Origin of the sequence: uncultured Porphyromonas sp., from assembly GCF_902489635.1 — a bacterium.
Lineage (GTDB): Bacteria > Bacteroidota > Bacteroidia > Bacteroidales > Porphyromonadaceae > Porphyromonas.
Window position 1 is genome coordinate 18,448 of record NZ_CABUAN010000020.1, and the last position, 21,350, is coordinate 39,797.

The window sequence follows — 21,350 nt, forward strand, 5'->3', positions numbered from 1 at the left end:
ACGATTAGCGGTCTTTGTTACCCATATATATAAGGTATAGGAGATGCTTACTCAAGCATCTCCCTATACTTCTTGTCTATAGCCTGACGATCGGCTTCCGTCGGATTAAAGTGCTCCGACTGTGCCAATTGGTCGATCAGTTTTTCATCCTCTGCAGAGGTCTGCTGAGGGATGAAGACATTCACATTGACCATCAGGTCGCCACGTCCATAACCCTGTACCGAGGGGAGACCCTTGCCACGCATACGGAGCACCTTGCCGGGCTGCGTACCAGGCTCTATCTTAAGGCGTGCACTACCATCGATCGTTGGCACTGTCACCTGTCCGCCACGTATCGCCGTGTGAATAGGTATCAGGAGGTTGTAGATCAGGTCATTGCCATTGCGTATGAAGTCCTTGTGCTGCTCTTCTTGGATCACTACGAGCAGATCACCAGGTATACCATCTTGGGGAGCTGCATTACCCTTGCCCTGCAGCGTCAGTTGCATACCGCCCACGACACCTGCTGGGATGTGGAAGGAGATAACCTCCTCACCTTTCGTCACACCCTTGCCGTGACACTTAGCGCAAGGCTTCGTGACCACCTCGCCAGCACCTCCACATGTGGGGCAAGTGGTCTGCGTGCGCATCTGACCAAAGATCGAGTTCCTCACGTCATAGACGACACCAGCGCCTCCACAAGTCGAGCAGCTACGCTTGCCATCGCTCTCCGTAGTGCCCTGACCATGACAGCCATCACACTGTATCAACTTCTTGACACGTAGCTTCTTGTCTACCCCGCTATTGATTTCCTCGAGCGTGAGACGCACCGTAACGCGCAGGTCGCTACCCACAGGACGCTGCACCCTACCGGAGCCAGCACCGCCGCCTCCGAAGTAATCGCCAAAGCCACCTCCGAAGATGTCGCCAAAACGGGAGAATATATCATCTACCGTAAAGCCACCACCGCTGAAGCCACCGAAGCCACCAGCTCCATCTACGCCACTATGTCCAAACTGATCATAGCGACTCTTCTTGTCGGGATCACTCAGCACATCATAAGCCTCCGCAACCTCCTTAAAGTGCTCCTCCGCCTCCTTGTCACCAGGGTTGCGGTCAGGGTGATACTTTAAGGCTTGCTTGCGGTAAGCCTTCTTTATTTCATCTGCCGAAGCGTCTCGTGAGACGCCCAGCAGCTCATAGTAGTCTTTCTTCGTTGCCATATATCTATCTTGTGCAGATCAAAGCTCCATGCCTCTTAGTTGCCGACCACCACATGCGCGTGGCGTAGCACCTTATCGTGAAGCATATAGCCCGTACGGACGCAATCGATCACCTGCCCCTTCTGCTCTGGAGTAGGTGCCGGAATCATTGCCACAGCCTCGTGTAGGTTATCGTCAAAGGGACAGCCCGTCGCCTCGATCATCACGACACCCTGCTTCTCTAGGAAACCGATCAGCTTATTATATATAAGGAGTAGACCCTCTACGATCGGATCCTCCTCACTCTTGCTCTCATGGGCATGTTTGACCGCTAGCTCGAAGTCGTCCACTATCGGGAGTAGCTCCTTGAGGACACGCTCTCCCCCATTCTTGATCAGGTCGCTCTTCTCCTGTAGCGTACGCTTGCGATAGTTATCGTACTCAGCCAGCATACGGAGATGCTGATCATTGAGCTTGTCTAGCGACTCCTGTAGCTCAGCAATCTTCTGCGTTTCCTCACACTCAGGCGCTGCTGTATCCGTCTCAGTAGCTGCGGCTGCATCGCACGCCTGCTCTGACGTCTCTTGCTTTGTCTGATTCTCCTGATCGGGATCTATATGTTGTGGCTCTGTACAGTTGCCACCCTTCTTATTGTCCTTTTTCATATTAGCTCTATATTTCTATCACAAGACTATGCAACAACCTTGCCAAATAGCAACTACAAGCGCACAGCCCAGCCAGACAAGTCATTCTGTCACCAAGCCGTAGCGACACATCTCGTAATGCAGGACAAAAGTACAACTAAATTTCTAGCTTCTCCATAAGCCAGCTAAGGCAATCACGTTAAGATTGATCATGCTCTATGAGTATCATCAAGAGCGAGCATAGCCTTTTGTCTCGTGAGCGGGCTCTCTGCATATATCTCTATAACATATAGCTCAGGCTAGGGCGAGTCAGATTAGTTTGCGACTGGTGGCTACGGCGATGGCCTCGGCGATATTGCCCACACCCAGCTTCTGAAAGAGAGCCTTGCGGTACCCCTTGACGGAGTCTTCTGAGCGGTGGATGATTTGTGCGATTTCTCCCACAGACAAGCCTTGGTGTGCTAGACTGATTACGGCTTTTTCGTGTTCACTGAGTGTGAGGTCTTCGATCTGCCTCCAGCGACCACTTTTTGAGGAGAGCCTCCATCGCTTACCTGAGTTGACCGCAGAGATATACGCCTCCCCTACCTCTCGTGTGTGAGCTAGAGAGACGAGACAGAGCGACAGCCAAATGTTACCCTCTGAGTCTAGCTTGAGTGGCGTGAGCTGATGATTGATCAAGAGCGGTTCTTTAGACTCGGCGGGTATGATCCGAAAGTTGTAAGAGATGGTGTAGTCCGTACGCTCCGAGACGGCTATCTCCTTAAAGAATTCGAAGCCTGCCCGATTGACACGCTCGAGGAATGCTAGATCCTCCTCAGGCACATGACGATAGTAAAACTGATACCCCTCGCTCATCACTTCGTCTACAGACTCGCCACAGAGGAAGAGCGGGTTGCTAGAGATATAGAGGAAGTTTAGCTTGTTGTAGTCGATGATATAGAGGGACTTGTAAGTAAGCCGAGCCAAGGCCTTGGCAGACTCTACATAGGGATGTAGCCCCTGATATAGAGCTTCGTCTACTCGGGGACGTGTATCTGCTGGAGGACTCAGTCGATCGTATTCGTTACAAGGGAGACTCATATTAAGGACCACTCATCTTATGAACAAGCGACGCAAAGGTACTCATTTCGCACTAGACCGTTACCCGAAAGGGTGAAACGTATAGGGCTGACGCATTATATCATTCATTCCTCGCTCATCGCTCATGTGTCGCTCCTAAAAAAACGATTATGATACGTCAGCCATCTCTGGGGAAATTCAACGACGACTCGCTACAATAATTTAGAGCCGACTACATATCGAAACGGCATCGTGTCGGGGAAAACTGATTTCCACGTGGATATTTCGAAATCTCCACGTGGATATTTTTTATTTCCCAGGTAGGGAATAAAAAATTCTTCGGAGGAATCAAATGAAACTTCGGAGGAAATGAATGACGCCCACGTGGAAAATAAAAAATATCCACGTGGAGATTTGAGATTTTCCACGTGGATATTCGAGAAAGTATAGAATCGGACCAATTTCCCCGTAAAGATATGTTATTAGAGACTAGAGGTTAGAAGTTAGAGATTAGGGGACTGACACATTTATATATAACGGACTCATCTATTCCTCGCTTGTCGCTCATGTGCAGCTCCTGACAGAGCAATTATAGTGCGTCAGCCCTGGTGAAAAGTGAGGAGCAAGAGCAGAATTACCCTTTCGGGTATTGCACACCCGATAAAACTACTCGAACTTTGCCTCTGTAAAACAAAAACAACCCCTCCCAGAGGGGAGCGTGTAAGCCGAAAAACGCTACATCCAAAGAGTAAGCACAACTAAACAGATCCTATAACTATGAACAAGAAAATCTGGATTCTCTCTCTCATTTTCGCACTCCTCGGGAGCCTTAACACATGGGCTCAGGAAAGCACGGCAACAAAGTACACCCCTAAAGAGCTATTTGGCTTTCACGCTTCAGTAGCTCCAATGGGTATGGGCGTACTCTTATCTCCTGCACTGGGTACAACTACAGATCAGTTTACCTATCCACAAGTAGGTGGACGGGTACAGGTCGGTTGGCTTCTACACAAGAAGTCCCTAACGCTCCCCACGCTTGCAGCTAGCTATGCCTACGGCATCAATCAAGACAAGGCTACTGCAGGGCAATTCAAGTCTATGTCTCTCTTAGATCTTGGTACAGAATTCAATCCATGGTCTTTCTATGAGTCTAATAGTCAGAAGCATGTGGTTGTGGTGCGGGTCGGTGCTTACGTCTCTATGTGTAGTACCAAGTTTGAGCAAGACAAGACAATGCACCACCGCTGGGGTATCTCCCGTCGTATCTCTCTCGGGTATCTCTACCAAATGGATTGTGGTACTCGCCTTGGGGTAAACTTGTACAACCATGCAGGGCACTACTTCGGTAAGCGTCCTCAGCAGGGCTCACCTGTACCTGTCTACACGGAGGAGCTAGGGTTGGCTTTTGACCTTTACTTGTAAGCAGACAATGCCTATCAACGTCAGAGTACAACAGAGAGACATCAGATAGGCTATACGACAACTCTTTTTTAGCTCATTGAGCAGGTCAGAGAGGATACTTTCCTCTTCTGGCTTGCTCAATTGCTTTTTCCAGTAATAAGTGCAATACGAAATGCCCCCCTCTAGGGGCGAAAGGGGAGCGAAAGACTTAAATGAAATGTGCGGAACTCCCTACGAAGTTTTTCCCTACATTTGTAAGCGTCTTGCACTGGACACTGGAATGTGTACAGGACAGAATATGAATGGATAGGTCCAGCAAAGAGCTTGATATATATACTTAAATAACTACACATGAGACTGTCTATATTAATATTACAACTTGTTGTTTGCTCCACTATTTGGGGACAAACAATAAGTTTACCCATAGCCCCCTTGGATATCAACTTAAAACACATTAATCAATCTGACTCTTTGGGTAGAAAAACGGGGTATTGGTGTGAAGCTACTGATGACAATGTTTCACTATGCTTCTATGCTGATGGAGTTAAAGACGGCTTTGCTCAGATATACAGTAAGTTGGGACATGATAGATATTATCTCGCAGCCTCTGGATATTACCACAATAATATGCCAGTGCATCAATGGCTATTTTTCTATGCTAATGGTATGGTTTCCTTCTCACAAACCAAAATCTCAAAGAATTCAGACTTTCTAAAAGAGGCGCGAAAGGCAGGATTTTATAACCCAAGCTCAACACTGCAATGCTATATGATAAATTATGATGTTGATGGCAAAATCACTTCAGAAGGATGGTGCATATTTCAAGATGATGTAGAAGCTGATGCAGAGGAAGTAGGGACATGGAAATACTACACTTCGCAAGGCGTAAAAACGGTAAACGAGTCCTTGAAATATTGAGAAGTGTGATGTTGTGCAGGTCCAAGACGCACTCCGTATGCAGGAAATGAGAGTTACAATAGCAATCGTTTTGAGTCTTGTAATGAGCCTAATTTATTTATTAGCTATGTGCCTAATGAATAGATTAGCTCCTATAGCCCACCCTAATGTTGCTTATGGATTGGCTATGGTAACTTGGACTATCGTGCTGTTTGCCACTCAATCCTTATTACTGCTGTTGTCGTTTTGGAGCAAACGCAAATTCGTTTTCTTCATCCCGCTCATTATTCCAGCTGTATATGGACTAAGCTTATTGGACGTATACCCTAAGCGCTCCTTTGTTTGGTTATTCCTATTGCTTGTGTTGTATACTTTATACTACACGTTCTTGATGAAGAACACATTCTCAGATGGGAAGCATTCTTAGTTGCAGCAGATACGTTGGGTACTCGTCGAGCCTCCTATACAGATAGTTGCCACGAAGTTTGGGCTAGAGCGATCCGTCTTGTAGCAGCGCGGTTCGTCGTCCGTCAAGTAGCCCTTTGTAGGGCGGTTTTCCCTATATTTGCCACTGCTTACTGCAGAATTACGACATACACACGACACACTATGCGACATACACGAACGATCAAGAGACTACTACACCTAGCCATCGGACTGTTCCTATGGAGCGTCATCGCCACAGCACAGACGACTGGGGGAGCCATCACGGGAACTATCAAAAATGCTGAAGGGGCACTCGAGGGGGCCTCCGTCTTCCTCGTGAAGGATCGGGAGACGCAAGAGATTGTGCAATTTGCCGTGAGCGATGCTGCGGGGCACTTTACGATGCGTGCGCCTGCCGGGAACTATATCTTTGGCGTGAGCTACCTCGGCTATGCGATGCACACGGAGGAGATTAGTCTCACGGCCGAGCCACTCGACCTTGGTACCATTACCCTTGAGACGAGTGCCGAGGAGCTGCAGACGGTGGTCGTGCGGGGGCAGATCGTTGGAGTGCGAACGCAGCCCGACGGCTTTGCGGTCGATGTACACAAGATACGAGAGCGTAGCAACGATGCCTTAGACTTGCTCAAGCATATACCGAAGGTGCAGGTGAAGGGCAACCAGCTTGGCATCATAGGCAAGGAGCAGGTCTTGGTCAAGATAGGCAACGTCTTGCAGCGGGTCGACGCCTCGGAGATTGCTGGTCTTCTCAAGGGTTACGATGCGGGGCTGATAGACCGTGTGGAGGTGATCATGCAGCCACCACTTAGGTACGACCCAGATGGCAATACGGCGATGATTATCCTGCACACCTCCTCCCTCTTTAAGGAGTATATGGGCGGGGTGATTGGCACGGAAGGTATGTATGCCAACAAGGATAGCTATCGCTACGGAGGCTACGGCTCACTGCTTTACAATCGGCGAGGGCTCTTTGCCTCGATAGCTCCTTCTATCAACTTCAACGGATCGGACAATCTGGAGGATGTCACCTACGAGGCGAAAGATTATCGCTATCATACTTACACCCCCTCGGTGGGACGCTATGACTATGTGGGTGTGCGTGGTACGCTACAATACGCATACGGGGAGAAAAGCCTGCTGGGCATGGCACTCTCGTGGAATAGGAAGAAGTACCGCAATATCTTCGAGAGTCAGGAGACGACTACGCAACCAGGTACCCCAGAGCGGGTCGTGGAGAATAGCAACGGCTACCTAGCTACCGAGCCACGCATCACGGCGACCGCTTACTGGGAGGCAACCTTTGGGGAGCGGGGCGGACAGCTCTGGAGTGAGCTGTCCTACTTTAACCTAACGAACGACTCACAAACTACTTACGTAGGTCAGGAATTGCCACAGAGCGACCCTTTCTTAGCTTATAGTGAGGAGCGGGACCTGCGCACCTCGGGGGCGCATCTGAGTAGCGACTACGCCATTTATCTAGACGGTGACCACCGCTACCTCCTAGAGACTGGTCTCAAGGGCGCTTGGAGCAGCTCTGCCAATCACCGAGCGCACAACGATGCGGTGAGTCCGTACCCGCTCATACAGCAGCGCAACGACATCGTCTGGCAGGAGTGGAGCCTCTCGCCTTACGTCAGCGGTACGCTGCGCCTGAACGAACAGTGGTGGATGCGCCTAGGGGTGCGCTACCTTGGGGTCAAGTCGCATCTGGCACAGCAGGGGCAAGTGATGACTACGATCCCTGAGCTAGACCGCTATGACGATGCTTGGCTCCCGATGCTACATACCAGCTACACCCCCTCGCCAAGGCATCAGCTGACGCTCACGGTCAATAGCTCCATCGTGGAGCCTAAGTTTAGAGACCTCAACCCTTTCGTCTGGCAGGTCAACGAGCGAACCTTTTATCAGGGGAATGCGCAGCTTCGTCCTGAGCTACGCTACTTGCTGGGTGTCGGCTACACCTTCGACCAAGCCCTCTCTATCCGCGGACGCTTGCGGAGAGGACTGCGGCTGATGACTCCTATATCTACCCTACAGGGCGAGCGGGTCTACACGCAGATGGAGAATGCCCAAAACAGTCTCTTCCTGGGAGCCGAGGCGGGCTACTACTTTGACAAGCTCCGCTGGATGAGTGCCAATCTAGAAGCGTACTACGGCCGAAGCATTTACACCTCCACATTGCCACAGCTCCCGCCTAAGATGACAGGCAGTGAGTGGGGTCTCAGCGGCTACCTGGACTTTACCTTCAACGAGAGCCGCACCTGGACTGGCTTCCTCTCGGGCGAGTACACGGGACGGCAGAAGACAACGGTCGTCACGCTAGAGCCACAGTACAATCTGGGGCTCGGCATGAGCTACTTCCTCTTGAATAGACGGCTCGCGCTCTCCATCGCTGGACTAAACCTTCTAGTCTCGCACTACAAAGGGGTGAGCCAGTACGACGGCTACAGCGTCACCTTCGACAACAGTTATGACGACCCGACGCTCTACCTATCGATCTCCTACAAGCTCTCCAACGGCAAGGACACCTCCTCCACTCGCAGCCAAGGTGCACGGGACATCGAGCGCCGCTTCTAACCCTTTTTTAGTTCGCTGAGCCAGTCAAAGCGTGTCGACGAATCTTTGGCTCAATTCGCTATGTCGTGGATTTGTCGTAATTTTGGAAAGCTAATGGGATCTGAAGACTCCGTTAGCTTTGCCCTAATGAATTGCTAGTGCTCATAACAATGCAAGAACAGACCAAAAAGTCTATCCTACTAACTGGTGGCTGTGGATACATAGCCTCTCACACTGCGGTAGTCCTGCAGGAGGCGGGATACGATGTCATCCTTGTGGACAACCTATCGAACTCACGTCGTGAGGTGGTTGATGCGATTGCGCAGATCACCTCGACACGACCGACTTTCTACGAGGTGGACTGCACCGATGCAGCCGCTATGGGTAAAGTCTTCGAGCATCACAAGGGCGAGATAGCGGGGGTGATCCACTTTGCAGCGCACAAGGCAGTCGGCGAGTCGGTCGAGCAGCCACTACGCTACTACGACAACAATATCAACTCGCTCATCACGCTCCTACGCTGCATGGAGCAGTATGGTGTGCAGCACCTGGTTTTCTCCTCCTCCTGTACGGTCTACGGACAGCCGACGGCTGAGCATCTGCCGATCACCGAGTCGGCACCGCGTCAAGATGCTACCTCGCCTTATGGCAATACGAAGCGCATCAACGAGGATATCATCATAGACTCCGTACGTAGTGGCATGCCGCTACAAGCGGTCATACTAAGATACTTTAACCCTATCGGAGCGCACCCCTCGGCACTCATTGGCGAGGAGCCTGTGGGCACACCGCAAAACCTCATTCCCTTCCTGACCCAAACGGTGGCTGGGCTTCGCAAGGAGCTCGTTGTCTTTGGCAATGACTACAACACGCCAGACGGCACCTGCATACGTGACTACATTGATGTGATGGACCTAGCGCAGGCTCATCTAGCAGCACTACGTCGTCTGCATCGCAGCGATGTACAGACAGATCCTGCACACTATATATATAATGTAGGCATGGGTCGTGGGCTGAGCGTCTTGGAGCTGATACAGGCCTTCGAGCGCGCCACGGGGCGCAAGGTGCCATACCGCATGGGCGACCGCAGAGCGGGCGACATAGAGCAGATATGGGCCGACACGAGCTACGGTGAGCAGGAGCTACAGTGGCACGCTGAGATACCTATCGAGGAGAGCCTGCGACGTGCTTGGCACTGGCAGGAGGCTCTAGACAAGCGACATATCAACTGACAAACAATTCTAACCATTTAACGAACGAATAACTATGAACTTTCCAAAAGAACTAAAGTACACGGCTGACCACGAGTGGGTACGCATCAATGGCAACGAGGCTGTCATCGGCATCACAGACTTTGCTCAGAGCGAGCTAGGCGAGATCGTCTACGTAGACGTCGACACCGAGGGTGAGAAGATCGACCGCAACGAGGTCTTTGGCTCTATCGAGGCTGTCAAGACCGTTTCTGACCTGATGATGCCTATGACGGGCGAGGTCCTAGAGGTCAACGCAGAGCTCGAGGATGCTCCTGAGCTGGTCAACGAAGACCCATACGGCAAGGGCTGGATTATCAAGATAGCTATCGAAAACCCCGCTGAGGCTGACGAGCTACTCGATGCTGCTGGCTATCAAGAGAAGATCGGTAAGTAAGAGCTAGAGCAGATGCAACCTCTCGTTAGTGTCATCATGGGTAGCACCAGTGATCTACCCATCATGCAGCGTGCCGCCAAGCAACTGGAGGCACTGGAGATACCCTTCGAGCTACTCGCACTCTCTGCCCATCGTACACCCGATGAGGTAGCTGAGTTCGCAAGAGGTGCCGAGGAGCGTGGCGTACGTGTCATCATAGCTGCCGCTGGTATGGCCGCACACCTATGCGGTGTCATCGCCTCGATGACTACACTGCCTGTGATCGGAGTGCCTATTGATGCCTCACTAGAGGGACTAGACGCTCTGCTAGCTATCGTACAGATGCCTCCGGGCATCCCCGTAGCAACGGTCGGAGTCAATGCTGCTCAAAACGCAGCTCTCCTAGCGGCTCAGATGCTCGCCCTGGGCGATCCTGAGATAGCTCAGAGAGTGAGAGCTCAGAAGGCTTCGCTCAAGGAGAAGATCGTCAAGGCTAACAAAGAGCTAGCTCAGATCTCTGACTATAAGTACAAAACAAACTAACGATAAGACGATGTAGCGGCGGAGGGCGATAGATCTTTTTGCCCTCCTGCCCTACTCGTTTATCTTTTATACTGACCTACCACACGCTCTACTCGTTCATGTCTCTCTGTAGATACCAGCGTCGTCATAGCTACACCGTACCTGTCGGTGAGGCTCGTCTAGGAGGCGAGTCTCCACTGCTCTTACAGAGCATGGCCAACGTGAGTACGATGGAGACCGATCTCTGTGTGGCACAAGCCTTACGCTGTGCCAGCGAGGGGTGTCAACTCTTTAGATACACCGCTCAGGGCGTGCGCGAGGCTACCAATCTAGGCGTGATCGCTGAGCGACTACACGCCGAGGGGTGTCGTATGCCTCTGGTGGCAGACATACACTTTAGGAGCGACCCCGCCTTTGAGGCGCTCAAGCATGTGGACAAGGTGCGTATCAACCCGGGCAACTTCATTCATCAGAAGGCCGCGCTAGACGATGAGACGGCACGGGCGGAGATCGCTGAGGTCTTCGGACGCTTTGTTCGCGAAGCACAGGCTCGCCACCGAGCCATACGCATTGGGGTGAATCACGGCTCCCTCTCTGAGCGCATCCTAGCTCAGTACGGCAACACGCCCGAGGGGATGGTCGCCTCCTGCATGGAGTACCTAGAGGTGTGCGACAGTCTGGGGATGCGTGACGTGGTCATCTCGATGAAAGCCTCCAACGTCCTAGTCATGACACAAGCCGTACGGCTACTGGTGGAGCGTATGGATGCGCTAGACTGGCACTATCCGCTACACCTCGGAGTCACCGAGGCGGGAGCTGGTGAGGACGGGCGTGTCAAGAGCTGTATCGGCATTGCTAGTCTACTCGTTGACGGTCTGGGCGACACGCTGAGAGTCTCTCTGAGCGAGGAGCCTGAGGCGGAGCTTCGCTTTGGCAAGAAGCTCATAGCTTACATCGATCAGTTGGCCGCCTTTGACCAGACAAGACCGATCTACGCTAGCCACTCTTATCGCTCCGTAACCCGTGACCAAGCGCAGGGAGCTACGGAACTAGCTAAATACCCCGCTGTGCTGACACTAGACAGTGACGGGACAGCTCTCGATGTGGGCTTTGATGCTCGACTAGAGGAGACGCAATTGGCTCTCTCCGATGAGCGACAATCATTACAGATCATAGACCTAGACACACCACTGGATCGGCTCTTGCAGCATCTAGAGGACTTTGCAGCTCACTGGGACGGACATGCTTGGCTAGAGCTACGAGGCGCAGAGCTGGACTATATATATAAGGTGCGCTATGCCGTAGAGCAGCTCTCGGAAAGAGGTTCGATGCCTCGCATCTTGCTACACTATGCGTCCCATGCTAGAGGCTACGACGACATCTTGATCGACTGCGCCACGCAGCTCGGCTCCTTGCTACTAGAGGGGATCGGTAATGCGGTCGCTTTCTCAGCAGTGGCTATGAGTCCTAAGGCTCGCCTAGCCCTGTTCAATGGTATCCTGCAGGCGGTGCGTATCAAGATGACCCACACCGAGTTCATCAGCTGTCCAGGCTGTGGGCGTACGCTCTTCGACCTGCAGCAGACGGTGGCGCAGGTCAAGCAGCGACTGGCGCATCTGCCTAACCTCAAGATCGGCGTGATGGGTTGCATCGTCAATGGTCCTGGCGAAATGGCCGACGCTGACTACGGTTACGTGGGTGGAGGTGTCGGCAAGGTCGACCTATACCGTGGACAGGAGCGACTCGTACACGGCATCCCTTCGGCAGAAGCTGTGGATCGTCTCATTGAGCTCATCAAGAGTGACGGCAAGTGGTGCGACCCGCCACAGCAATAACCTTTATACCAACGCTACTCATGCTTTCTATTCGGATTATCAACCGCTCTTCCTATCCCCTACCTCAATACGCTACGGCACTCTCTGCGGGGCTAGACCTACGCGCTAACCTAGAGCAAAGCGTCTCGCTGGCACCCCTAGAGCGTCGACTGATATCCACAGGTCTATACATGGAGATCCCCGCCGGCTACGAGGGGCAGGTGCGTCCACGCAGTGGGCTAGCTCTCAAGCAGGGGCTGACCGTACTCAATGCGCCTGGCACGATCGACGCTGACTACCGAGGCGAGTTGCAGGTAATCCTCATCAATCTATCTCAGGAGACGGTGGAGATAGCTCCCGGTGAGCGCATCGCTCAGCTCGTCTTCGCTCGCCACGAGCAGTGCGACTGGATCGAGGTCGAGAGCCTCTCGGACACCCAGCGAGGCGATGGCGGTTTTGGACATACGGGCGTATGAAAAGCATCGGTCGTCAGACACTCTTGCTCTTGCTTTTAGCTCTACTAGGGCTAAGTTCTGCTAAACTCTCTGCGCAGTCTACAGGGACGGAGGGGACAGCCTACGCGCAGATTGAAGACTACGCCAACATCCTCTTCTTCGCAGGATCGCAGGAGCCAGCTATCGGCTATCTTTACTACCTCTACGACGCCTATCCTGACCAGCAGGTCCGGACGGCTGTACCGCTGGCCAGCTGGCTGGATCTGGCGGATCGCCAAAGCGAAGCTAGAGACTTACTCCAGACGCTTTTCACCAGGAAAAGCGACCAGGCTCACGCCAATCAAGAGCTCGTACGCTACTACCTCACGCTCCTCTATAGTAGCGGAGAGATTAATGAGGCAGACTCGCTCTTTGCCATGCTCCCGAGAGAAGTATCCAGCCACCCCGACATACTGCTAGTTCATCTGACGAGCCTAGCAATACTAAACAAGAGCCAAGAGCTACTAGAGCAGATAGCGCAACTCGACACGACGCAGCTCACAAACACTCAGCAGCGAGAGACCTACTACCGCCTCATCACTCAGTCCGCCTCCAAGCAGGGAGACTACCAGCGTATGCTCCAAGCCGCTGAGCGACTCGTCGAACTGGAGCCGAGCAATCTGGGCAATCACCACACACGTCTAGAAGCACTCAACGCACTAAGGCTAGACGATCAGATAGAGAAGGGTCTAGTGCAGCTCCAGCGGACACTCTCCCTACCCGACGATTACATCGAGGTGACGCGTGCCGAGCTGATCGCCGCGCGCCGAGATACCAAGCAATCGGCCGAATACCTCCACCGCTACCTAGAGCGTCAAGACAGCATCTCTCCCGTCTCGGCACGCATTATATCTATGATGCTGCCAGACTTCTCAGACATTAGCCAGATCCCGTCAGACTTTATCCCCGCCTTGACACGCCTCGCAGAGTTAGAGCCGAGCGACCCGAAGCTCTTCGCCGACCTCTACCTCATCGTCTTGGCACAACAGGGGAAAGCGCAGGCGGAGCAACTCATCAAGCAGTTTTACGACAACCCCAAGACCGCTTATAGTGCCGTCGTCGTGCAGGCTTCGCAGATGAAGGAGCAGGAGCGACTAGACTACCTCACCTCGGCGCAAAAGCGTTACCCCGCAGACCTTCAGATACTGGCCCTCTACGCTGGCGAACTCATTGCTCGGGATCGTCTAGACGAAGCTAAGCAAGCGATCAATAGCCAGCTAGACTGGACCAAACTCAAGACAGCCAAAGGCGTTGAAGCGACCGAAGGGGTACGCCTGCTACTCCTCTACTCTTCGCTGATCTATGAGAAGCAGGAGCAGTCGGCACAAGCACTCGAAGTCTTTGAGATTGCCGAGCGGCTCTTCCCCCGAGATGCCATCCTGCTCAACAACTACGCTTACTACCTCTACACCCTATCACCGCAAGACAGCAGCTACCTAGTAAAAGCCGAGCAACTAGCCGCGACAGCCTATGGACTAGCCCCCGAAGAGGCCAACATCCTCGATACTTACGGCACCATCCTCCTAGCTCGGGGGCAAACGACGATGGCGCAGCTCATGCTCTCGCAAGCGGTAGAGCGAGCTGAGCAAATAGGCAAGCCCAATGCGGGCTACATCGAGCGACTTGGCGACGCCTATCTGCAGGGTGGTGACCGACAGGCTGCGCTCCAGCAATGGCAGCGAGCTTACAAGTTGGCACCCACGGAGGGGCTTCAGCAGAAGATCGATGCGCTGACCCCTTAGTTGTGATACACTATATATTATAGACCTATCATGAGACACTTCCTAAGATCTACCCTCCTCATCATCAGTAGCACGCTACTGCTCATAGCTTGTGGCACGCGCGCTAGCCACTCTAGCTCCGCAACGGTGCCCACAGTCGCAGAGGCAGGAGGGTGCGCTCTAGGCGACTCATGGCTTTCGGACCAGATCCTCCAGATCCGTCACACGCCTGAGCATCGCATCGCTAGTGCCGATCTATCCCTAGGCGACTCGCAGCTATCGACACGCATGGATCTCTTCGTAGGTCAGAGCGATGGCGTGATGCTCTCGGCTCGTCCGCTGCCCTTTGTGGAGGCACTCCGCATCTACATCCTCCCCGACCACATCGCTCTCTACGATATGATGCACGACGCCAAGGTCACCATCAGCTACTACGAGCTGAGCGAGCGACTGGATGCCGAGGTGTCGTACACGCTCCTGCGTGACCTACTCCTGGGCCAGCCCACCTACCTAGCCGATCATGAGTACGTAGTCGGGCACGGTGCTCTGGAGACCTCACTCCATAGCCTCAAGGGCAAGCCCTGGGTTGCCGATTATATGGTCAATCCGCAATGCCAGCTAGGCACCATCCGCATCGCCTCCACTGACCAAAGCAAGAGCGGCTATCTGCAGGGACGATACAGCTACCAGAGTGGCTCTAGCAAGCCTAACGTGACCCATCTCCTCGTCTCCACACCGCGCAAGCGTCTCTCCATACAGCTAAAGTATAGCAAGAGCAAAGAGCTTACGCCAGCTCAACTGCAAGATCGTCTCACCGAGCCTCAGGGAGGCTACGCGACCATGACCCTAGACGAGTTACTCAAGCTCCTTTAGTTTATATCGCACACCCCACCACCCCATCGACCTATGTCACACCTCCGACGGTTACTCTATACCCTCTGCCTACTCACGCTCACAGGCACCCTCCTCTTGGCACAGCAACCCAAGAAGTCTGCTGCCGTACGCAAGCTTGAGAAGCAACGTACCGAGCTCCTCAATGCGATCAAGAAGACCGACAAAGAGATCAAATCCCTCGGTCAGAGCCTTTCGGAAAAAGACAAGCAAGACAAACTCGTTCGTAAGCAGATCAAAGATCGTACGCAGGTCATCGAATTGCTAGACCAAGAGGTGGCTCTGCTCAACGTCTCCATCGACTCGCTAGCCACACAGATAGGCAAGCTACAGCAAGAGGAGGAGGTAAGCCGAGAGCGGTACGCTAAGACGCTGAAAGCACTCCAGCAGCGTCCCCGCTTTGAGGATCGACTGCTCTTCATCCTCTCCGCCTCCAGCTTTGACGAGGGTATACGCCGTGTGCGCTACCTCTCGGCTTACGCAAGAGCCCACAAGGAGGTCGCCGCACAGCTACACGCCACCCGTGAGGAGTTGCAGGCGAGCCAGAACCAACTCATAGCGACGAAACAGCAAAAAGGCACCCTCCTACAGCTACGTGCCGAGGAGCGTGTCAAGCTAGAGCAGCAACAGAAGAGCATCGCCTCCGAGGTCAAAGAGCTCTCTAGCGAGCGTCAGTCACTCCAGAAGAAGCTCAAGCAGCAGCAACGCAAGGCGGAGCAGCTCAACCAAGCCATCCAAGATCAGATAGCTCGGGAGATAGCCGAAGCAGAGCGCAAGGCGCGTGAAGAGCGTGAACGTCTCGAACGTGAGGCACGTAAGAAGGGCAAGAAGGTGCCCAAAGAGGCGGAGCGTCGCGCCGAGACTAAGGACGGCTATGCGATGGACGCTGCAGAGCGTAAGCTGGCTAGCTCCTTTGCTGCCAACAAGGGACGGCTCCCTGCACCTGTCAAGGGTCGCTACCGCGTCATCAGACGCTTTGGCCTCCAGCAGCACGACGATCTAGCTATGGTGCAAACACGCAATGGCGGTATCGACATACAGGTGGCACGTGGCACCGAGGCAGTCGCCATCTTCGACGGTGTAGTCAGCAAGGTCTTTGTCGTGCCAGGCTACCACAACTCTATCATCATACGTCACGGTAACTATCTGACCGTCTATGCCAACCTACAGAACGTCTCTGTACGAGCAGGGCAAAAGGTCAAGACAGGTCAAGTGCTAGGCACTGTGGCGAGTGACGATGAGGGACAGTATGGGGTCATGCAGTTCCAAGTATGGCATGAGCGCACCAAGCTCAACCCCCAAGCCTGGATACGCTAACCCTCGACACACCATTTAGAGCAGTTCATTCATGCAGAGAGCAGAGTCTATGAGACATCTAGTCGTTGCCATGGGAGCCTTCGATGGCGTGCATCTAGGGCACCAAGCACTGATCCACCAAGTCCTCACAATAGCCGAGCGAGACCACTTGACCTCAGGGGTCGTCACCTTCGAGCCACACCCGCAGCTGGTGCTGCACCCCGAGCGACCCTTTCGCCTCATCACGCTAGAGCGCGAGAAGGAGCTACTCCTGCACCAGATGGGCATAGAGCGAGTAGCCGTCATCCCCTTTACAGCAGCCCTCTCGCAGATGAGTGCCGAGGAGTTTCTCCGCACCTACCTCGATGAGCAGCTACATATCCACACGCTCGTCGTGGGCTTCGATCACCACTTCGGGCATGACAAGGGACTAGACTTCGCGGACTACCAGGCGATAGCGCACCGCTACGGCATACGTTGCATCAGAGGAGAGGCATACACCCTGGGAGACAGCACGAGCCAAGACCCCATCAGCTCGACCGCCATACGTCGGTGGATAGACACTGGAGCCGTGACCGAGGCGGAGAGGCAGCTAGGACACCCCTACACCATCTTGGGCAAGGTCAAGACAGGGCTCCAGATAGGGCGCAAACTGGGCTACCCGACCGCTAATATAGAGGTACCCTCGCCCTACAAAGCACTCCCCCCAGCAGGCGTCTATATGGCACGTACGACCATCGACCCCTTTGGAGCGAGCCAGCAGCGAGATATACCGAGCATGCTCTACATCGGGACCCGCCCCACGCTCGAGCTAGCCAAGGAGGAGACGATGATCGAGGTCTTTCTGATGGGTGGCGAGGAGTACCAGCTGTATGGTCAGGAGCTTCAGATATCCCTCTGCGACAGACTACGTCAGGAGCTACACTTCGAGAGCCTCGAAGCCCTGCGCAAGCAGATCACCCGCGACGAAGAGGCGGTGCGGCGCTACTTCCACCTCTCCGACTAGTCACAACCAATACAAAAGAAGGGGCTATATCGCTACGTTGCGGTATAGCCCCTTCATTTTGTCCGATAATCCTTATTTGAGACTATTGCAAAAGTCAACAGTCTCACAATCTTGGCAAGATTGCCTAGACTTTGCAGAAAGGATGAAGCGCAAGGCGCTGAGGGTGAGGTCTGAAGCTCACATACCTACGTATGTGACCGAAGCCGAATCCCGAAAGCAACGCAGCGATTCGCCTTTATGCAACAGTCTCTATTTGTGGGTCACCTCCGAGCAGAGGTTGTCATCTACACAAGTCGTATCGTTCTGATATCGTTATATATACGAGTTCCAAAAACAGTTCCCCTCTTGGAACTTTTTAGTTCCAACGGAGGAACTTTTTAGTTCCAGCGGAGGAACTTTTTAGTTCCGAGGGAGGAACTTTTCAGTTCCAACGGAGGAACTTTCAGTTTCATAGGTAGGGAACAACAGATCCACGTATATTCTAGTGTCAAGTAGACCACGAAACGACGTTTTTGGATTGCGCTTGATTCTAAAATCTGCCAAATATTGGAGAAACCATATCGGATTCTGCTGTATTTGGACAAATCCCGAGAAGTGCCCTTTTTGCTCTTGATTGATAGCCCTTAAGGCTTGTAACTTTGTGCTGTCTATAAGCCTCTTCTTTTGTATCCCCTAGAGGGTATTTATCACTCTCTAGGGGTATTTAGAATCGCTAGATCCTAGCCAACTACACGAAGCAATCATCTATCAACTACCAATTAATATGACAAGAAGACTACACCACTGGGCGTGCGTCCTACTCTGCACGCTCCTCACCTCGATAGGGCTACAAGCCGAGGAATCCTCCCAGCCCTCGTCTACTACCTCCGATGCACTCCGCACTGGTAGCGAGGGTGTCATCACAATGACCACTACCAAGGCCGTCGGAGAGAAAATCAGACTGATCATTGAAGCTAATGGCAACGTGACCATCGAGGGTGTCAAAGATCCTAAAGGCTCCACTTACACCCTTACCAGCCAAACTGTCATCATTCGAGGCGATGTCACAAAGCTTAACGTTTTGAACAATCAGCTGACCAATTTGGACGCGTCTGGTTGCACTACCTTGACATCGCTTAAATGCACCGGCAACAAACGGCGCTTCGGCAACAAACTGACCAGCTTGGATGTCTCGGGCTGTACCGCCTTGACAGAGCTTTACTGCAACGACAATCAACTGACCAGCTTGGATGTCTCGAGCTGTACCGCCTTGACAGATCTTAAATGCTACGACAATCAACTGCCCAGCTTGAACATCTCGGGCTGTACCGCCTTGACAACGCTTGAGTGCTTCAACAATAAACTGACCAGCTTGGATGTCTCGAGCTGTACCGCCTTGACAGAGCTTAACTGCTACAAAAATCAGCTGACCGCATTGGATCTGTCCCAAAACACCGCTTTGAAAAAGCTTGTCTGCGCTAAAAATAAGCTGGCCGCATTGGATGTATCCCAAAACACCGCCTTGACATGGCTTTACTGCGAGCAAAATCAGCTGACCACATTGGATCTGTCCCAAAACACCGCCTTGACAGAGCTTGGCTGCCAGCAAAATCAACTGACTGCATTGGATCTGTCCCAAAACACAGCCTTGACAGAGCTTGACTGCCAGCAAAATCAACTGGCCGCATTGGATGTATCCCAGAATACCGCACTAAAAAAGCTTAAATGCTCTAACAATCCGCTGACCGCATTAAACGTATCAAAAAACACTGCGTTGACACAACTTGACTGCGACAACAATCAGCTGACCATATTGGATGTATCCCAAAACACCGCATTGACATGGCTTGACTGCGACAACAATCAGCTGACCGCATTGGATCTGTCCCAAAACACTGCGTTGACAACTCTTATCTGCCATCGAAATCAACTGACTGCATTGGATGTATCCCAAAACACAGCGTTGACATGGCTTAAATGCTTTGAAAATAAGCTGGCAGCATTGGATGTATCCCAAAATACCGCACTGACATGGCTTGACTGCGACAACAATCAGCTGACCAAGTTGGATGTTTCCCAAAACACCGCATTGAGATGGCTTGAATGCCATCGAAATCAACTGACTGCATTGGATGTTTCCAAGAATACCAAATTGGAAGCACTTCGCTGCCACGGCAATCAAATCAAAGGCGAAGAGATGACCCGCTTGGTGAACAGTCTGCCCGACCGTACCGGAAAGAAAGCCGGTAAATTTACCGTAGTGCAAGAACCGGCTCTTGAGGGCAATATTTGCCTTAAATCCGATGTCGCTATTGCCAAGGGTAAGAACTGGAATACGCTAAAGTACAAGTCCGATACCAGAAAGTATGTTCCCTACGAGGGCGCACAAACCTTAAAGGTAACGCTGACTAAGGAAGGGGAAGGAACGCTCACCGCTACTGGAGCCGCTGACCTTAACGCCGTTCTGGAGGGTACCGAGCTGACCATCGTAGCGACACCGGCTGACGGCTACAAGTTGACAGCTCTCACGGCCAACGGTACGGACATCCTCGCAACAAAGAAGCTGAGCGTCAGGGAAGACACCGAGATCAAGGCGACCTTTGCGAAGAAGACTTTTGCCGTAAAGCTGACCAAGGAGGGCGAGGGTACGATCACAGCCACCGGCGCTGACGATCTCAATGCAGTCCCCTATGGTACGGAGCTGACGATTGTCGCTACACCTGCCGAGGGTTACGAGCTAACAGCACTTACCGCTAATAGCACGGATATCCTAGCTACCAAGAAGGTGACTGTCCAAGGAGCTACTGAGGTCAAAGCGACCTTTACGAAGAAGAGCTTCGCTGTCACTCTAACTAAGGAGGGTGAGGGTACGATCACCGCTACCGGAGCAGATGATCTCAATGCTGTGAATTACGGCACGGAGTTGACGATCAATGCTACGCCCGCCGAAGGGTATGAGCTTACTGCGCTTACTGCCAATGGCACGGATATCCTCGCAACAAAGAAGCTGAGCGTCAGGGAAGACACCGAGATCAAGGCAACCTTTGCGAAGAAGACTTTTGTCGTAAAGCTGACCAAGGAGGGCGAGGGTACGATCACCGCTACGGGTGCAGATGATCTCAATGCTGTGAATTACGGCACGGAGTTGACGATCAATGCTACGCCCGCTGAGGGCTACAAGTTGACAGCTCTCACGGCCAACGGTACGGACATCCTCGCAACAAAGAAGCTGAGCGTCAGGGAAGACACCGAGATCAAGGCGACCTTTACGAAGAAGACTTTTGCCGTTAAGTTGACCAAGGAGGGCGAAGGTACGCTCACAGCCACCGGCGCTGACGATCTCAATGCTGTGACTTACGGCACGGAGCTGACAATCGTTGCTACGCCAGCTGAGGGCTACAAGTTGACAGCTCTCACGGCCAACGGTACGGACATCCTCGCAACAAAGAAGCTGAGCGTCAGGGAAGACACCGAGATCAAGGCGACCTTTACGAAGAAGACTTTTGCCGTAAAGCTGACTAAGGAGGGTGAGGGTACGATCACCGCTACGGGTGCAGATGATCTCAATGCTGTGAATTACGGCACGGAGTTGACGATCAATGCTACGCCCGCTGAAGGGTATGAGCTTACTGCGCTTACTGCCAATGGCACGGATATCCTCGCTTCCAAAAAGGTGACTGTCCAAGGAGCTACTGAGGTCAAAGCGACCTTCACGAAGAAGAGCTTCGCTGTCACTCTAACTAAGGAGGGTGAGGGTGCGATCACCGCTACGGGTGCAGATGATCTCAATGCTGTGAATTACGGCACGGAGTT

The 21,350-nt window shown here is 52.7% G+C and carries 16 protein-coding genes; 13 read left to right on the plus strand and 3 right to left on the minus strand.

What is annotated here, in order from left to right:
* Positions 1 to 47: 47 nt before the first annotated feature.
* From dnaJ to RDM37_RS05230, 3 genes are all read right to left on the minus strand, one after another.
* On the minus strand, positions 48 to 1,202 hold the full coding sequence (gene dnaJ / locus RDM37_RS05220) for a molecular chaperone DnaJ (RefSeq protein ID WP_300969610.1): 1,155 nt from the start codon (positions 1,200 to 1,202) through the stop codon (positions 48 to 50).
* A 35-nt stretch (positions 1,203 to 1,237) separates the two neighbouring features.
* Complete coding sequence (locus tag RDM37_RS05225) at positions 1,238 to 1,846, minus strand: nucleotide exchange factor GrpE (protein WP_300969608.1); 609 nt, start codon at positions 1,844 to 1,846, stop codon at positions 1,238 to 1,240.
* Positions 1,847 to 2,134: 288 nt separating this feature from the next.
* The gene (locus tag RDM37_RS05230) at positions 2,135 to 2,908 is read right to left on the minus strand and encodes a LuxR C-terminal-related transcriptional regulator (protein ID WP_308555612.1); all 774 of its coding nucleotides are present in this window, start codon (positions 2,906 to 2,908) and stop codon (positions 2,135 to 2,137) included.
* A 756-nt stretch (positions 2,909 to 3,664) separates the two neighbouring features.
* Between RDM37_RS05230 and RDM37_RS05235 the strand changes: the two genes are divergently transcribed.
* From RDM37_RS05235 to RDM37_RS05295, 13 genes are all read left to right on the plus strand, one after another.
* Positions 3,665 to 4,309, plus strand: coding sequence for a hypothetical protein (locus tag RDM37_RS05235; protein ID WP_300969604.1), 645 nt, complete (start codon positions 3,665 to 3,667; stop codon positions 4,307 to 4,309).
* A 330-nt stretch (positions 4,310 to 4,639) separates the two neighbouring features.
* Positions 4,640 to 5,206 carry a hypothetical protein gene (locus tag RDM37_RS05240; RefSeq protein ID WP_300969603.1) on the plus strand — a complete coding sequence of 189 codons (567 nt, stop codon included), beginning with the start codon at positions 4,640 to 4,642 and terminating at the stop codon, positions 5,204 to 5,206.
* A 588-nt stretch (positions 5,207 to 5,794) separates the two neighbouring features.
* The gene (locus RDM37_RS05245) at positions 5,795 to 8,209 is read left to right on the plus strand and encodes an outer membrane beta-barrel family protein (protein ID WP_308555615.1); all 2,415 of its coding nucleotides are present in this window, start codon (positions 5,795 to 5,797) and stop codon (positions 8,207 to 8,209) included.
* Between the two features lie 149 nt (positions 8,210 to 8,358).
* Positions 8,359 to 9,420 carry a UDP-glucose 4-epimerase GalE gene (gene galE / locus RDM37_RS05250; protein WP_308555617.1) on the plus strand — a complete coding sequence of 354 codons (1,062 nt, stop codon included), beginning with the start codon at positions 8,359 to 8,361 and terminating at the stop codon, positions 9,418 to 9,420.
* A 34-nt stretch (positions 9,421 to 9,454) separates the two neighbouring features.
* Positions 9,455 to 9,835 (plus strand): glycine cleavage system protein GcvH, encoded by a 381-nt coding sequence (gene gcvH / locus RDM37_RS05255; protein WP_308555619.1) that lies wholly within the window; start codon positions 9,455 to 9,457, stop codon positions 9,833 to 9,835.
* A 12-nt stretch (positions 9,836 to 9,847) separates the two neighbouring features.
* Positions 9,848 to 10,357: a 5-(carboxyamino)imidazole ribonucleotide mutase gene (gene purE, locus RDM37_RS05260; protein WP_004330380.1), complete on the plus strand. Its 510-nt coding sequence runs from the start codon at positions 9,848 to 9,850 to the stop codon at positions 10,355 to 10,357.
* A gap of 98 nt (positions 10,358 to 10,455) precedes the next feature.
* The gene (locus tag RDM37_RS05265) at positions 10,456 to 12,171 is read left to right on the plus strand and encodes a flavodoxin-dependent (E)-4-hydroxy-3-methylbut-2-enyl-diphosphate synthase (RefSeq protein ID WP_308555621.1); all 1,716 of its coding nucleotides are present in this window, start codon (positions 10,456 to 10,458) and stop codon (positions 12,169 to 12,171) included.
* Between the two features lie 20 nt (positions 12,172 to 12,191).
* Complete coding sequence (dut, locus tag RDM37_RS05270; RefSeq protein WP_308555623.1) at positions 12,192 to 12,626, plus strand: dUTP diphosphatase; 435 nt, start codon at positions 12,192 to 12,194, stop codon at positions 12,624 to 12,626.
* Positions 12,623 to 14,386 (plus strand): hypothetical protein, encoded by a 1,764-nt coding sequence (locus RDM37_RS05275; RefSeq protein ID WP_308555625.1) that lies wholly within the window; start codon positions 12,623 to 12,625, stop codon positions 14,384 to 14,386. The genes dut and RDM37_RS05275 overlap by 4 nt, the downstream gene beginning before the upstream one ends.
* A 30-nt stretch (positions 14,387 to 14,416) precedes the next feature.
* On the plus strand, positions 14,417 to 15,238 hold the full coding sequence (locus RDM37_RS05280; protein ID WP_308555627.1) for a DUF4292 domain-containing protein: 822 nt from the start codon (positions 14,417 to 14,419) through the stop codon (positions 15,236 to 15,238).
* A gap of 33 nt (positions 15,239 to 15,271) precedes the next feature.
* Positions 15,272 to 16,573, plus strand: a complete 1,302-nt coding sequence (locus tag RDM37_RS05285) for a peptidoglycan DD-metalloendopeptidase family protein (protein WP_308555628.1) — start codon at positions 15,272 to 15,274, stop codon at positions 16,571 to 16,573.
* A 49-nt stretch (positions 16,574 to 16,622) separates the two neighbouring features.
* Complete coding sequence (ribF, locus tag RDM37_RS05290) at positions 16,623 to 17,558, plus strand: riboflavin biosynthesis protein RibF (RefSeq protein WP_308555630.1); 936 nt, start codon at positions 16,623 to 16,625, stop codon at positions 17,556 to 17,558.
* A gap of 763 nt (positions 17,559 to 18,321) precedes the next feature.
* A partial coding sequence (locus RDM37_RS05295) for a hypothetical protein (RefSeq protein ID WP_308555632.1) occupies positions 18,322 to 21,350 on the plus strand: 3,029 nt, incomplete at its 3' end.